General features: G+C 70.7%; 9 protein-coding genes and 1 pseudogene. 5 read left to right on the plus strand and 5 right to left on the minus strand.

The annotated features are described in order from the left end of the window. Positions 1-18 precede the first annotated feature (18 nt). The gene (locus ACFV2X_RS00265; RefSeq protein WP_385609552.1) at positions 19-4,059 is read left to right on the plus strand and encodes an SDR family NAD(P)-dependent oxidoreductase; all 4,041 of its coding nucleotides are present in this window, start codon (positions 19-21) and stop codon (positions 4,057-4,059) included. An 84-nt stretch (positions 4,060-4,143) separates the two neighbouring features. Here ACFV2X_RS00265 and ACFV2X_RS00270 read toward each other — a convergent pair whose 3' ends face one another. Beyond that, the gene (locus ACFV2X_RS00270) at positions 4,144-10,770 is read right to left on the minus strand and encodes an amino acid adenylation domain-containing protein (protein ID WP_385609554.1); all 6,627 of its coding nucleotides are present in this window, start codon (positions 10,768-10,770) and stop codon (positions 4,144-4,146) included. Between the two features lie 81 nt (positions 10,771-10,851). On the opposite strand from ACFV2X_RS00270, the gene ACFV2X_RS00275 reads away from it, so the two are divergent. Next, on the plus strand, positions 10,852-11,610 hold the full coding sequence (locus tag ACFV2X_RS00275; RefSeq protein ID WP_385609556.1) for a thioesterase II family protein: 759 nt from the start codon (positions 10,852-10,854) through the stop codon (positions 11,608-11,610). An 81-nt stretch (positions 11,611-11,691) separates the two neighbouring features. Continuing rightward, positions 11,692-11,925, plus strand: coding sequence for an acyl carrier protein (locus ACFV2X_RS00280; RefSeq protein ID WP_385609558.1), 234 nt, complete (start codon positions 11,692-11,694; stop codon positions 11,923-11,925). A gap of 55 nt (positions 11,926-11,980) precedes the next feature. Here the strand turns inward: ACFV2X_RS00280 and ACFV2X_RS00285 are convergent, their stop codons facing one another. Next, the gene (locus ACFV2X_RS00285) at positions 11,981-12,490 is read right to left on the minus strand and encodes a helix-turn-helix transcriptional regulator (RefSeq protein WP_385609560.1); all 510 of its coding nucleotides are present in this window, start codon (positions 12,488-12,490) and stop codon (positions 11,981-11,983) included. Positions 12,491-12,608: 118 nt separating this feature from the next. Beyond that, a pseudogene (locus ACFV2X_RS00290) lies at positions 12,609-12,989 on the minus strand (cupin domain-containing protein); the annotation flags it as partial. A gap of 33 nt (positions 12,990-13,022) precedes the next feature. On the opposite strand from ACFV2X_RS00290, the gene ACFV2X_RS00295 reads away from it, so the two are divergent. Next, positions 13,023-13,211, plus strand: a complete 189-nt coding sequence (locus ACFV2X_RS00295) for a hypothetical protein (RefSeq protein ID WP_385609562.1) — start codon at positions 13,023-13,025, stop codon at positions 13,209-13,211. Next, positions 13,180-13,809: an SDR family NAD(P)-dependent oxidoreductase gene (locus ACFV2X_RS00300; RefSeq protein ID WP_385609564.1), complete on the plus strand. Its 630-nt coding sequence runs from the start codon at positions 13,180-13,182 to the stop codon at positions 13,807-13,809. Before ACFV2X_RS00295 ends, ACFV2X_RS00300 begins: the two co-directional genes overlap by 32 nt. 43 nt (positions 13,810-13,852) lie before the next feature. Here the strand turns inward: ACFV2X_RS00300 and ACFV2X_RS00305 are convergent, their stop codons facing one another. Continuing rightward, positions 13,853-14,248: a GNAT family N-acetyltransferase gene (locus tag ACFV2X_RS00305; protein WP_385609565.1), complete on the minus strand. Its 396-nt coding sequence runs from the start codon at positions 14,246-14,248 to the stop codon at positions 13,853-13,855. Positions 14,249-14,293: 45 nt separating this feature from the next. Next, positions 14,294-14,851 (minus strand): telomere-protecting terminal protein Tpg, encoded by a 558-nt coding sequence (gene tpg / locus ACFV2X_RS00310; protein ID WP_385609566.1) that lies wholly within the window; start codon positions 14,849-14,851, stop codon positions 14,294-14,296. Between the last annotated feature and the right edge of the window lie 4 nt (positions 14,852-14,855).

The following is a 14,855-nucleotide window of genomic DNA, read 5'->3' on the forward strand; positions in this document are numbered from 1 at the left end:
AAGACAGGAGGAGAATCGTTGAACGAGCCCCATGCGCAGATGTCCGATGTTCCGGCCGAGGTGCTCGGCAAGATCAGGTCGGCCGTTCAGGCGCTCCCGCAGGTGTCCGACGCGGTCGCGCTGGGCTGGCGGGTCCCACTGCCCATGCGCGGCCGGCACCTCGCCGACGTACTGCCTACAGTATCCGGGCGAGAGCCGACGGACACGGCGGAGGGGCCGGGCGCGGACACCGCCGAAGACGCCACCGCGGCACCCGACGACGAAGCACTGGCCGACGACGGAACACCGGCAGAGGACGGAGCACCGGCCGAGGATGGTGCCCGGGAACCCTCCGTCCTCGGCTCAGGCTCACTCGGTCTGCCCGTCGACCACCCTCGTACCCTGCAGGCGGCCCTGGCCAGGGCCGCGGAGGAGGCACCGGAGCGAGGGATCACCTTCCTGACCCGGCAAGGCACCAGTGTCCATATGACCTACCCCAGGCTCCTCGCCGACGCCGAGCGCGCCCTGGCCGGGTTACGCGCGATCGGTCTGCGCCCGGGCGACTCGGTCCTCTTCCAGTTCGACGCCAATCACTCCTTCGTGACCGCCTTCTGGGCCTGCGTCCTCGGTGGTTTCCTGCCCGCCCCGATGGCCGTGGTTCCGGACGGGGAACGGGGCTCGGGCAAGCTCCGCAACACCTGGTCGCTGCTTGGCCATCCGCTGATCCTCACCGACCTCGACGCCGCCGAGCTGGCGGACTCCCTGTCAGGGCAGTGGGGCACAGGTGTCCGAGTGGCCGCCATCGCCGACATCATGGCCGACCGCAGGGACCGGGACTGGTTCGCGGCGAGGCCCGACAGTCCCGCGCTCAACCTGCTCACGTCGGGCAGCACCGGACTGCCCAAGTGCGTACGGCACAACCACCACAGCATCGTGGCCCGCACCTGGGGAGACGCCGTGGTGAACCGGCTCACCGAGGACGACGTCACCCTCAACTGGATCGCGATGGACCATGTGATGGGCTCGGTGATGGCACACACCCGGGATGTGTTTCTGTGCTGCGCCCAGGTGAACGTCACCCCCGACATGTTCGCCGCCCGCCCCCTGAACTGGCTCGACTGGATCGACCGCTACCGCGTCACCAACATCTCGGCCCCCAACTTCGCCTTCGCGCTGGTCAACGGGTACGCCGACGAAATCGCCGAAGGCCGGTGGGACCTCAGCTCGCTGCGGGTCATCTACAACGGCGGCGAGCCGGTGGTCAGCGGCACCGCGCACACCTTTCTCGCCCTCCTCGCCCGCCACGGCCTGCGATCCGACGCCATGATGGTCGTCTGGGGCATGTCCGAAACGGCCTCCGCGGTCACCCACGCCCCGCTGTCGCGCGACGACCGGACCCTCGGCGTGGTCGTGGTCGACCAGGATTCCCTGGGCGGGGATCTGCGGCCCGCGCGGCCGGGCTCCCCCCGGACCGTCACCTTCACCTCGGTCGGCGAGCCGGTGCCCGGAGCCCTGCTGCGCATCGTCGACGCGCACGGGGCGGTGGTGCCACGCGGCCGTGTGGGCCGCCTGGAGGTGACCGGCGAGACCATGATGACCGGCTACTTCGGCAACGAGGAGGCAAACACCGAGGCGTACACCGCCGACGGCTGGTTCCGGACCGGAGACCTGGCCTTCGTATGGGACGACGGCCTCGTCATCGCCGGGCGGGAACGCGACCTCATCATCGTCAACGGGGCGAACTACTTCTGCCACGAGATCGAGGACGTCGTGACCTCGATCCCGGGCGTCGCACCGTCCTCGGCGGCGGCCTGCGGACTCTTCTCCCCCGACATCGGCACCGACCGCCTGCTGGTCTTCTTCGTACCCGACGCACCCGACGCCTGGCCCGACACCACCGGGCGACCCGGTCGGCCCGAACGGTCTGACCAGTCAGAACGGTCTGACGACGGCCTCTCACGTCAGGCGGACCTCGTCCGCGCCATCACGACCGGCGTCGCCGCGCGGACCGGCCTCGCTCCGTACCGTGTCGTGCCGCTGGCCGCCGAGGAGTTCCCGCGCACCGTGTCGGGCAAGATCCAGCGCGGACAGCTCCTGGCGTCCTACACCGCCGGCTCCTTCGACGAGCGGCTTCGCCGGCTGGAAGTCGTCGAGGAGGGCCCGCACACCGTGCCGCCCTGGTTCTTCGCCCCGGTGTGGGAAGAGGCCCCGCTGCGCGCCGCCGCACTCCCGGCGAAGTCCCCCAACCCCCTCGTCGTCTTCGCCGACGACCACGAGGACGGCCTCCTGGCCGGGGCCACGGCGGCGCGGACGCCCGGCCCGGTGATCGTCGTCCGCCCGGCGGACGGGCCCTACGGCCTGCGCGAGGAGGCGGACGGCTATCGGCTGGACCCCGAGGACGAAGCCGGCTACCGAGCACTGCTGGCGGCCGTCGCGCGCGGGCACCCGGAAGTCGACGGGATCGTCCATGCCTGGTCGCTCGCCGGTGACGTCCCCGAGGACGTCCCCGGGGGCCTGCGCCGTGGGGCGCTTTCCGTCGCGAGGCTGGTCCGAGCGCTGGCCGACAGCCCGTTCCCGACCGCCGCGCTCCTGGTGGCGACCCGGCTCCCCGTCGCTCCGGAGGGGGCTTCGCCCGCGCCCACGACCCCGGGGGCGCTCGCCAACGGGGCGCTCACCGGGCTGGTGAGGAGCGTGGCGACCGAGCGTGGAGAGGGGGTGACCCGTCTGATCGACGTGGCCGACGACGCCGGACGCGCGGCCCTGATCACCGCCATCCGCGCCGAACTCGCCGCCCCCGGGGAGACGCTGACGCGCTACACCGCCGGGCGGCGCCTGGCCGCCCGGCTCCAGCCGATCGCCGTGCCGGCCCTCTCCCGCCCCGGCGACGCGTTCCGCGAAGGCGCCCTGTACGCCATCACCGGCGGCCTCGGCGGCATCGCCCAGCAGATCGCACACCACCTGGCGACCGCGTACGGCGCCAAGGTCCTGCTGCTCGGCCGCCAGGACGCCGCCGAGACGCCCGTTCCCTCCCCGCTACCGCCGGAGAGCAAGGGCGAGATCCGCTACGAACGCGCCGATGTGACCGACGCCGACGCGCTCGGCTATGCGGTGGCCCGGGCCGAGCAGGCATGGCGGCAGCCGCTGGCAGGAGTACTCCACCTGGCCGGGCGGTCCCTGCGCCACCAATGGGACGACATCACCGCACATGTGGTGGCACGCGCACCGTCCGAGGAGTACGAGCAGACCCTCGCGCCCAAGACGGCGGGCACACTCGCGGCGGCACATCTGTTGGACGACCGGCCGGACACGTTTCTCCTGCTCTTCTCCTCGGTGAACGGCTACTTCGGCGGCACGGGCTTCGGCGCCTACGCCGCGGCCAGCAGCTTCCAGGACGCCTTCGCCACCTACTGGGCCGCCACCAGGGACCGTGAGGTGCGGTCGCTCGCCTGGAGCCAGTGGAGCGGTGTCGGCATGAACGCCGACGGGCCGATGACGGCCGCCGCGGCGGCCCGCGGATTCCGCCCGATCACACCGGCACAGGGCCTCGGCTCGCTGCTCCTGGCCTGCGCCGACGCCGAACGCCACCTGCTGATCGGTCTGGACGCGCACAACCCGGACATCAGCCCGCTGCTGGCCGACACGGCGACCCGGCGGGCCGTTCTCCTCGGATACACAGGCGGGGCGCGGGCCGAGGACGTGTTGAGGACCGCGGCACGTGTCGCCGGCGGCGGTGTGCCCGTCCATGTCGCCTCCGTACCGACCCTCCCGCACACCCCGGCCGGGGAGATCGATGGCACTGCCCTGGCGCGCCTGGCGATCGGCAGTCGTGATCCTTCACGGACCCAGCCGCCGAAGGCGGGTCTTGAGACCGATATCGCCCGTGTCGTCTGCGACGTCCTGGGCCGTGCGTTCATCGGCCGGGAGGAGAGCTTCTTCGAAGTCGGCGGAAACTCGTTGTTCGCCGCACGGCTGCAGCACGAGGTCGCCCAGCGGCTGGAACGCAGGCTGCCGCTGCGCGCGCTGTACCGACATCCGACGGTACGGGCTCTCGCCACCGCCCTGCGGGAGCAGGAGGGCTGATGCCGGGGCGTCGGCGACACAGCCCCGGCCACCGCCAACGCCCCGGTCAGCCCGTGAGTCGGTCAGCCGGTCGGGCCGGTCCGGTCAGCAGGCCAGCATCCTGCTGAGTTCCGCGGCCGCGTCGGCGCCCAGGACAGTGAAGTGGTCGCCCGGTACCCGGCGCACCTCCACCCCGCCGTCGGCCAGAGCGCCCCAACCGCCCGCCGGACCGGCCTGCGGCCGTCCCGGGCGCCGCGGCCGAAGCAGCAGGAGCGGTCCGGGGAAACGGGTGGGCCGGTGCCGCTCGGCGGCCCGTGCCGCCGCGTCGAAGACGCGCCAGTACCGGGCGATCTCCTCGTCGTCGATCTCCCGCGGCGGCACGCCGATCTCCCGCAGCCGGCTGATGATCCATCCGAGCGGGTCGTCGTCCTGGGTGCCGGCGGACCGCTGCGGTGTCAGCGGAGCCGACAGTCCTCGTTCTCGGGCGAACGTGGCGACGAACTCGGCCGCCCTGCGCCCGGCCGTGGCCGGTTCGACCACCGGATAGCTGTCGATCAGCACCGGCGGCTCGACGCGCAGTCCTTCCCGGACGAGCTCGCACGCGACCCCGAACGCGACAACACCACCGAACGACCAGCCCGCCAGCCGATACGGTCCGGTCGGCCACACACGTCGGACGACCGCCGCCTGACGGGCGGCCAGGCGCGCCAGGTCGTTCTCGGGGCTGGTGCCCTCGTCCAAGCCGGGGGCCCGCAGCCCGTACACGGCGGGCCCCGGCGGAAGGTGCCGGACCAGGTCCCGGTAGCAAAGGACTCCGCCGCCCAGCGGTGCGAAGAGGAACAGCGGAGGCCGGTCGCCGGTGCCCGCGCGGAGCCGTACGACACCGTCGGGGGCCGGATCCGGGGACCGGTCCGCGCGCAGTGATCCGGCAAGCTGCTCGACCGTCGGCTCCCGCAGGAAAGCGGCCAGGGAGGGACGGCGGCCGAAGGCGGTCTCGACACGGGCCATCAACTGTGCGGCGAGGATCGAGTGGCCGCCCAGCGCGAAGAAGTCGTCCGTCACGCCCAACGACGACACGCCGAGCAGCCCCTCCGCCAACTCCGTCAGGGCGCGCTCGGTGTCGTCGCGCGGGGACACCGCACCGCGCTGTTCCGGGCGGTCGCCCGGCGCGGGCAGGCGCCGACGGTCGGTCTTGCCGTTGGGCGACAGTGGCAACTCGTCGAGGAACACCACGGTCGAGGGCACCATGGGCAGCGGCAGTCGGTGACGCAGAAACGCGAGGAGGTCACCGCCGAGCCGGTCGGGGCTGAGGTACCTCTCCTCGGGGCCGCCGTGGTCTTCTCCGAGCAGCCGACCGACCTCGTCCTCCCGGCCCGAGTCGGTGCCCGGCCCGTCACACCCGCCGCTCCCGCGCGGCCCGGCGGGCTCACGCGCCCCAGCGGCCTCACGCGAGGCGTGCGAGGCGTGGACCACGCGCAGCCCGTCGGCAGCCGCCTGGCCGGCGTTGTCGTCCACGGCCACCGTGTAGCCGTGCGACCGCAGCAGTTCGAGCACGGCGGCCAGCCGGCCGTCGGCATCGTCCACCTCGATCACGATCCGCCGGATCAGTGGCCAGTGCCCGTCGGCGATCCCGGCCAGCACATCCAGTTCGCCGCGCTCGACGTCGATCTTCAGCAGATCGATCCGGGCGATCCCCTGCTCCTCGATGACGCTCGACAAGGTGATGACGGGTCGGGTCATCCGGGTCACGCCGAGCCGCGCGTCGAGAATGTCCTCCACATCCCGTCCGGAGACGGCCGGCCCGAGATCCTTCGACGCGATCGTACGCACCCGCTGCCGGTCGAGCAGGGAGTCGGCGTATCGGCCGGAGAGCATGGAGACACCGGGGTAGAAGGTGAACTCCGCGGTCCCCGGCCGGTCACCCAGCGCCGTGTCGAACACCCGCGCGTCGATGCCGTGGAGCTCGGCGTTGAGGCGCAGGGTGTCGCACACCTGGGGCACGGGTTCAAAGGCGTACACCAGCGGATCGCGGCAGTCGCGGTGCGCGAACAGGCTGAACAGACCGATGTTGGCGCCGACGTCGAAGACCACCGCACGGTCCGGCAGCCGGACACCGGGCGGGGCATACGTACGGGCCGTGAAGATCTCGCCGTACATGAAGGCGGTCTCTCCGCCATGCCGGTGGAACACCGGCGTACCGTCCGGCAGCACGGTCCTGTGCTGCCCCATGGCGCGGCCGGTGCGGTCCAAACCCGCCAGGCGCCGCGGCACGCCCGCCCGCCGCGGCTCGGGGACGGCGTAGGCCACCAGCCGGGGGCCGCCGGGGGTGTCCGCACGCAGTGCCACGGCCGCGGCCTCCACCGCCGGGTGGGCGGTGAGCGCCGCCTCGATCTCGCCGAGTTCCATCCGGACTCCGCGCAGCTTGACCTGGTCGTCGCGGCGGCCCAGGAACTCCAGTGCCCCGTCGGGGCGGTGGCGCGCCCGGTCACCCGTCCGGAACAGCCGTCGGCCGGGGCCGGGGCGGAACGGGTCGGGCGGAAAGCGGAGTTCGGTCAGGGCGTCACGCCCGAGATAGCCACGGCCTACGCCGACACCGCCGATGCACAGCTCGCCCGGTACCCCCGCCGGCACCGGCTGCAGATGCCTGTCGACCACATAGAGCTGGGTGTTGGCGATAGGGCGGCCGATGGGCACGGTGTCCGGACGGGGACCGCGCCGGCACCGCCAGAAGGACACGTCGACCGCGGCCTCAGCCGGGCCGTACAGGTTGTACAGGTCGGCGGCGATCCTGCGCCGGCACCGCTCCTGCAACCCGGGGTCCAGCGCCTCCCCGCTGCACAGCACCCGGCGCAGGGACGCGGTGGCCTCCTCGACCCCGGGCCGGGCCAGGAACAGGTGGAGCATCGACGGTACGAAGTGCACCGTGGTGATCCGCTGCTCCCGGATGACCCGGGCGAGATAGTCCGGATCGCGATGTCCGCCGGGCTCGGCCAGCACCAGCCGGGCCCCGGAGATCAGCGGCCAGAAGAACTCCCACACGCAGACGTCGAAGGTGACCGGCGTCTTCTGCAGGACGGCGTCCCCCGCGTCGAGCGGGAATTGGGCCTGCATCCAGCGCAGCCGGTTGACGATGCCCTCGTGGGTGTTGACGGCCCCGTTCGGCTTTCCGGTGGACCCGGAGGTGTACAGCACGTACGCCATCCGGCGCGGCTCGACCGGCGCGGCCGTCCGAGGCGCCGGTGGCCGCGGCTCCTCGGCCCGGACCGCGTCGACGACCACCACCGGCAGGTCCATGGGCAGGTCCACGGGCAGTCGCCGACGCAGCGACTCGGAGGTGACCAGGACGGCGGGGGACGCGTCGTCGAGGAGTGCGGCGAGGCGTCCCGGCGGGTCGTCCGGGCTCAGCGGCATGAAAGCGGCCCCGGACTTCAGCGCCGCCAGGAGCGCCGTGACGAGGTCGAAGGACCGCTCCAGGCAGACGGCCACGATGCGCTCGGCACCGGCGCCCAGGTCCCGCAGGTGCGCGGCGAGGTGATCGGCACCGGCGTCGAGTGCGGAGTAGCTGAGCGTACGGTCGCCGAAGACGACGGCCGGAGCGTCCGGGGAGCGGCGTACCTGCTCCTCCACCAGTTCGTGGAGCGCGGCGAACCCGCCGAGGTCGATGTCGGTGTCGTTGAACGTCACGAGCAGTTCGTGCCGCTCCTCGGGTTCGAGAATTTCCAGCCGGGACACCGGCCGCTCCGGGGCGGCGACGGCCGCACCGAGCAGATTCACCAGGTGCCGGGCCATACGGGCGACGGTCTTCTCGTCGAACAGGTCGGCCGCGTAGGTGAGCAGGCAGCGGGTCCGGTCCGCCTCGATGCGCATATGCAGTTCGAGGTCGAACCGCGTGGCCGGGTTGGACAGGCCGAACGGCGCAGCGCGCACCGGACCCAGGCCGATGGCGGGCACACGGTCGTCATGGAGGACCAGGGCCACCTGGGCCAGTGGGTTACGACTGGCGTCCTGCTCCACGGGGAGTTCGGCCACCAGCCGTTCAAAGGGCACGTTCCGGTGCTCGTGCGCCTCCAGGAACGTGTCGCGCACGCGGTGCAGCAGCTCACGGAACGACGGGTCGCCGCCGAGGTCGATCCGCATGACGACGGTGTCGGCGAAGAACCCGACCAGCTGTTCCAGCTCCGGCCGGGTCCGGTTGTCGACTGGCGTGGCGACGCACACATCGTCCTGGTCGCAGTATCGGGCGAGCAGCGTGGCCCAGGCCGCGAGCATGACGAGGTACGGTGTGCCGTCCTCGCCCTCACCGGACCGCGCCATCGCCCGGGTCAGGTCCTGGGGCAGGTTGAAGGAGTACCTTCCGCCGGTCAGGCTCTGCACTGCCGGGCGCGGCCGGTCCGTGGGCAGGTCGAGCGGTGTCAGCCCGGCCAGCCGGCGGCGCCAGTGGGCGATCTCCCGCTCGGCCCCGGCACCCTGAGCCCGCTGCCGCTGCCAGGTGGCGTAGTCGGCGTACTGGAGTGGCGGCTCGGGCAGAGCCGGCGGTACCCCTTGGACAAAGGCGGTGTACAGGGCGGCGATCTCGCGAGCGATCAGGTTGAGGGAGACGGCGTCGCACACTGAGTGATGTATGTGCAGGACGAGCGCGTGCAGCCGCGGGGTGAAGCGGAAGAGGGTGGCCCGCAGCAGCGGGCCGGACGCCAGCGGGAAGCCTTCTTCGACACGCCCCCGGGCCAGGCGGACCACCGTATCGGTGATGTCCTCGTCGGTGGCCTGGGCCGCCTCTACCACCGGAAGAGCGATTGGTGTGGCCGACGTGGCCGACGCGACCGACTGCCAGGGGCGCCCGGACACGTCCAGCGGGAAGGACGTCCGCAGGACCTCGTGGCGACGGACGACTTCGTCGAGCGCGCGCCGGAGCACCACCGGATCGAGGTCGCCGACGAGCCGGAACCCGGTGCCCATGACATAGGCGGTGCTGCCCGGCACCAACTGGTCCAGGAACCACAGCCGTTCCTGACCGAAAGAGAGCGGTGGGATGGCGGGCCGGGAGATGCCGGTGAGTTCGCCGCCCGCCGCTTTCGGCGCGGTCGGCAGCGCCGCCGCCAGCTTCTCGGCGGTGCGGTACTGGAACAGCAGGCGCAGCGGCACCTCGAGGTCGAGCCGCTGGCGCAGCCGGGCGGCGACCCGGGTGGCACGCAGCGAGCTGCCGCCGACGTGGAAGAAGTTGTCGCCGGGGCGGATGCCGGTGACGTCGAGCACCTCCTGCCAGACGTCCAGCACCAGACGCTCCGCGGGGGTCAGCGGCCGTGCGACGGAGTCCGGCGCGGACACGGCCGCATCCGGCCGATCATCGAGGCGGCGCACCCGCGGCACGGATGTGGCCGACCCGTCCGACGGCCGTCGGCCGCGCGTCGCCGCAACACCCGGCAGGGGCTGGTCGGGGGACGCGACCATCGCGCCGAGAACCCTCTCGATCCGGCTCACCAGCGCCGCGATCGTGTCCCGGTCGTAGAGATCCGTGGCGTAGGCGACCTTGCCCGAGACACCGCCATCAGCCCGCAGCCACATATGCAGTTCGAGGTCGAAACGGATCGACCGCGACGAGACGCCGACCGGTTCCGCGAAGACCTGCGGCTCGGTGAACCGCGCCCCCGGCGGTACGTCCTCGAACTGGAACACGACCTGGATGAGCGGATTGCGGGAGAGGTCACGGTCGATGTCCAGCCCCGCGACGATCCGCTCAAACGGAAGCTCACCGTTTCCGAGCGCCCCGAGCACCGCAGAGCGCACCCGCTTGAGCGCGGCCAGGGCGGACGGGCCCTCACGGAGGTCGATGCGCAGCGGCAGCGTGTTGACGAACATGCCGATCAGCTCAGGGTGGTCGAACCGTCCCCGGCTCATCACCGGTACGCCGATGATCAGGTCGTCGGTGCCGGTGGACTGCGCCACGGCCCCGGCGAACGCCGTCAGCATGGTCATGAACATCGTCGTGCGGCCCTGCCGCGACAGTTCGTGGGCTCCCTTCACCAGGGAATCGGGGAGTGAGAAGGCGTACGTCTCGCCTCGGAACCCCCGCGTCGGAGGGCGAGGCCGGTCGCCGGGCACCTCCAGCACCGCCGGGGCGCCGATCAGCGAATCCCACCAGTAGCGGAGCCGACTCCGGCACTTCTCCTCGGTCAGTTCCTCACGTTGCCGACGGGCGAAGTCCCAGTACTGGGTGGCGAGTTCCGGCATCGGCGCGGCGTCACCCGCGAGGTGGTCGGCGTACCGTCCGGCGAGTTCGGGGGCGAAGACGCGGTCCAGGGACCACCGGTCGGCCACGATGTGATGGAACACCACATGCAACAAGTGCTCGGTCTCGTCCAGACGCGTAAGCCGTGCGCGGACGGGGAGGTCATGAGCGAGGTCGAACGGGCGCCGAGCGAGCTCGAGGTTGAGTCGTGACACTTCCGCCTGCCGCTGTGACGTCGGCAGCCCGCTCACGTCGGCCGTTTCGAAGGTCCAGCGGGACTGCGGCGGATCGACGATCAACTCGGGGCGGTCGTCGCGCTCGCCGATCCTGGTTCGCAGGATGGCGTGACGGCGCACCACATCGGCGAACGCGTTCTCCAGCGCCTGTCGCTCCAGCGCCCCGCACAGCCGGTAGCCGCGCGACATGTTGTAGAAGGGGCTGTCCGGTTGGAGTCGGCAGAGGAACCACAGTGCTTCCTGGCTGAACGACAGTGGCCGCTGGTCCATTCCCACATCGTAGGACGCCGACTACAGGATGCGGGATGCGTGGCATTACGAGAGGCCGGGACCGTGTGATTAGCTGGGCCGGTGGCTACGTTCGCATTCGACACACCCTGCCTGGGCAGAGTTCGTCGGCCCAACGCGCACCATCGCCTGTTCTGTCTTCCCTTTCCGGGCGCCGCCGCATCGGCGTTCCTGCCCTGGGCGGATGTGCTGCCGCTGGACGTCGAGCTGTGGGCGGTGCAACTGCCGGGGCGCGAGGACCGCTTCGTAGAGCCTCCGCAGACCTGCTTCGAAGCGCTGGTCGACGAACTCGCCGACGCGATCGCACCGCACACGGCCGACACGCCGTTCGCACTGTTCGGCCACAGCGGCGGGGCTCTGCTCGCCTTCGAGCTCGCCCGCGCGCTGCGAGAGCGAGGACAGCCCGCGCCGACCCGCTTGTTCCTCAGCGCGGAGCCTCCCCCGGACGTGCCGCGCTCTGCCACCAAGCTCCACACACTCGACGACGCGGAGCTCGTACAGCAGCTCCGGGCCCGGGGCGGTACTCCGCCGGAGATCGCCGAGAACGAGGAGCTGATGGAATTGCTGCTCCCGGTGCTGCGGGCGGACTTCACCTGGTACGAGACGTACGAGCACCAGCCCGGCCCACAACTCGAGAGCCCGGTCACGGCGTTCGTCGGCCACGACGACCCAATCGTCGGCGCCGAGGCGGTGTCAGGGTGGCGTTCCCACACGACCGGCACTTTCGAGGCCAGGGGTGTGACGGGAGGCCACTTCTTCGTACAGGACGCCATGGAGGAGATCGTTTCCCATGTGGTACGGGCACTGCGGCCGCCTTCTTAGCAGTCTGTCTCTCTGAGCTCCCCTGAGCCGGGTGAGCGAACCGTCACCGCGACGGCGTCCACAGCGGGAGGAAGGGCCTCGATGCAGGACAGCCCCTACGAGTGCGTGCTCGACATCGTGCGTCGAGTCCTGCGCGTCGACACCCTCGACGTGCGCAAGGACTTCTTCGATCTGGCAGCGACCTCTCTGTCCATCATGCAGATCGTGAGTCTGGTCAAGCAGGAGTGCGGTGCGCCGGTGTCCATCATGGAGGCCTTTGACGCGTGTGACATCGACTCGTTCGCGAGAATGGCGGCAGAACGGTGCGGGGGCTGATCCGACGCCGGCGTCCGCAGCCGGGCGCACGTTTATCGCGACGGCCACGGCCGTCTCAGGAGCCGTCCTCGCCGACAGCATGGTCACAGCACCGCTTCTGCTCGGCGCCGAAGGGACCTCCCTCACGAACACGTTTCCGGTACCGCAGCGGCGACTCTCCCACCACACGCTTGAACGCGGTACTGAAGGCGCCTTCCGATGCATATCCCAGAACCGATGCCAACTCGCCGACGTGGCCGTCCCCATCGCGCAGGGCACGCTGGGCCAGCAATATCCGCCAGCGGTTGAGGTAGGTGAGCGGAGGCATGCCCGCCACAGCCCGGAAACGTGTGGCGAATGCCGTGCGCGACATCGCCACTGCCTGTGCCAGCGTCTCCAGCCGCCAGTTTTCGCCCGGTTGGGCGTGCATGAGGGTCACCGTTGCGTGCAATCGCTCGTCCGTCAGCACGCGCAGCCAGCCGGGAGGAAGCGCGGTCTGGTCGAGGTAGACGCGCAGCATGTCGAGCACGAGCAGCTGTCCGTGCTGCCGGATGGCGAAGGCAGAGCCGATGCGGTGGCCGGCCACCTCGTCGAGCAGCTGATCCAGCCTGGCTCGCAGGGGAACGGTGGTGGTCGCGGCCCGGACATGCCCCGACCGGCGGAAGCGCCCGCAGGAGCAGGGTCCGACCGATGGCGTTCAGAACTATGTGGCCACCCAAGACCACGTCGGTGCCACCGTCGTGCAGGGAGGCATAACCTGGTCGCGATACGTCGATCTCATGAGCGGGCTCGTCGTCGCCGCCTCTCCGGACCTCCATCCATAATCGGTTGTTGAGGATCGCGACATCACCCGGTTCCAGAGTGAGTTGCCCACCGTCGCCATCCGTGGTCAGTCGGACGCGGCCGCGGGCCACCGCGACAAACTTCAGAGGGTGATCGACGAGGGGGCCACGGGCCAGCCAGGCCCCCTCAGTGGCAAAGCCACTCGACATCACTCCCCGGATCTCGACGAGATCCAGCACTTCGGACAGCGGATCACTCATCACACCTGAACGATCGTGAAAGAATCGCGCACTGACAACCATTCAGGGCTCACCCGGGGCCCCTAGCGTGGAGGTATGCGCCAGAAACAGCAGCCCCTCGTATCCGGCTTCACCGCGGCGTCGACGGCCGACGAAGTCCTCGTAGGCATCGATCTGACCGGCACCAACGTCATCGTCACCGGCGGCCACGCCGGAATCGGCCTGGAGACCACCCGGGCCCTCAGCAAGGCCGGTGCGTCCGTCACCGTCGGCGCGCGACCCTGACCGCGCCGCACAGGCGCTCGAGGGCATCGAACGCGTCGAGGTCGAGCGGCTGGACCTGCTTGACCCGGCCTCCATCGAAGCCTTCGCCACCCGGTATGCCGCCTCCGGTCGCCCGCTCCACATCCTGATCAACAACGCCGGCGTCCCGCTCCACGAGAACCTGGAACTCGACGCACGCGGCTACGAAACGCAGTTCGCGGCCAACCACCTCGGCCATTTCCAGCTCACCCTGGCCCTGCAGCCCGCACTGCGCGCCGCCGGCAGGGCCCGCGTCGTCAACCTGTCCTCCGGCGGCCATCGGCTCACCGACATCCGCTGGGACGATTTACACTTCGCCACCGGCTACCAAAGCTTCCTCGCCTACGGCCAGTCCAAGACCGCCAACGTGCTCTTCGCCGTCGAACTGGACCGCCGCTGGCCCAAGGACGGCATCCACGGCTACGCCGTGCACCTGGGCATCATCCCCGGCACCAGCCTCAACAGCTCGGTGGGCGAAGAACAGCTGAGGGCAACGGGCCTGATCGACCGGAACGGACAGCCCGTCGTCGACCCCGACCGCGGGATCAAGAACCCGCAGCAGGGCGCCGGCACCGAGTGAAGCACTGATCAAGGCGTAACGCTCATGCCCCAGCGCATCCGCATCAGAGCGCGATAAGGCCCGCCTCGGTCGGCTTGAATCCGCAGGCGTCGAAGTAGAACGCCCGCAGGTGCTCGTCGAAGTCGACGTGCAGCCACTCGCATTGCGCCGCCCGGGCGCCCTGGACAGCTGCGGCGATCAGTTCGGCCCCGATCCCGGAGCGGCGAAGCTCGCCCCTTACCACGGTGTCCAGGATGAAGGCGTGGACCCCACCGTCCCAAGCGACGTTGACGAAGCCGACAAGTTCACCGTCGCGCCGGGCGCAGACCCAGCCGAGGCTGTGGCGATGGACCTGCTCCAGCCAGTCGATGTCCAGGACCCGATGGTTGAAGCCCTCCGCATGCAGCGCGTTGACGGCTGCGTTCTCGAACTCGCCCCGCCATTCGTATGTGATCGTCATTCCGTGAGGGTAGGCCGCCCGGGGCTTGTGCCGTCAGCGCCTCATCTACAGGTCGAACTCCAGGTGTTCCAGGTCGGTGAATTCCACTTCCAGGCCGTGGGCGCGGCGGCCGTTGTCGCGGAAGTAGACCTCGCCCAGGGCCTCGGCGGTGATGTCGCGCAGTTGCTGTTCGGTGGCGCCGGTTTCCTGGGCTTCGAAGAGGCGGGCGGCATGCTGCGGTGGCAGGGCGAGAGAGGGGAGGTGGCGCAGGCGGGCGTCGTCGGTGGTGCCGGGGGCTGCGGTGAAGCCGAAGCGGGCGCGGACGTCGATGAGAATGCCGGTGGTGGTGGCCGCGGTCTGTTTGGCCTTGGCGCGGATCTGGGGCTGCCAGCGCTTTTTGACCTCGTGCTCTATCCGCTTGGCGAGGTCCTTGCGGGGCTTTTTGATCTGGTCCTTTACATAGCGTTCGACGGTGCGCTGGGTGATCCCGAGCAGCTGGGCGACCGCTCTGGTGCCCTTGAGCTGCTTGACCAGGTAGCGCATCTGGGCGCCGGCGGACTTGGGGATGGGGCGGGTGAACGCGCCCTGGACCGCCTTGTCGAGCCCTTCCCCGACCGTGACCATCGAC

This window comes from Streptomyces sp. NPDC059679 (assembly GCF_042734105.1).
Classification (GTDB): domain Bacteria; phylum Actinomycetota; class Actinomycetes; order Streptomycetales; family Streptomycetaceae; genus Streptomyces.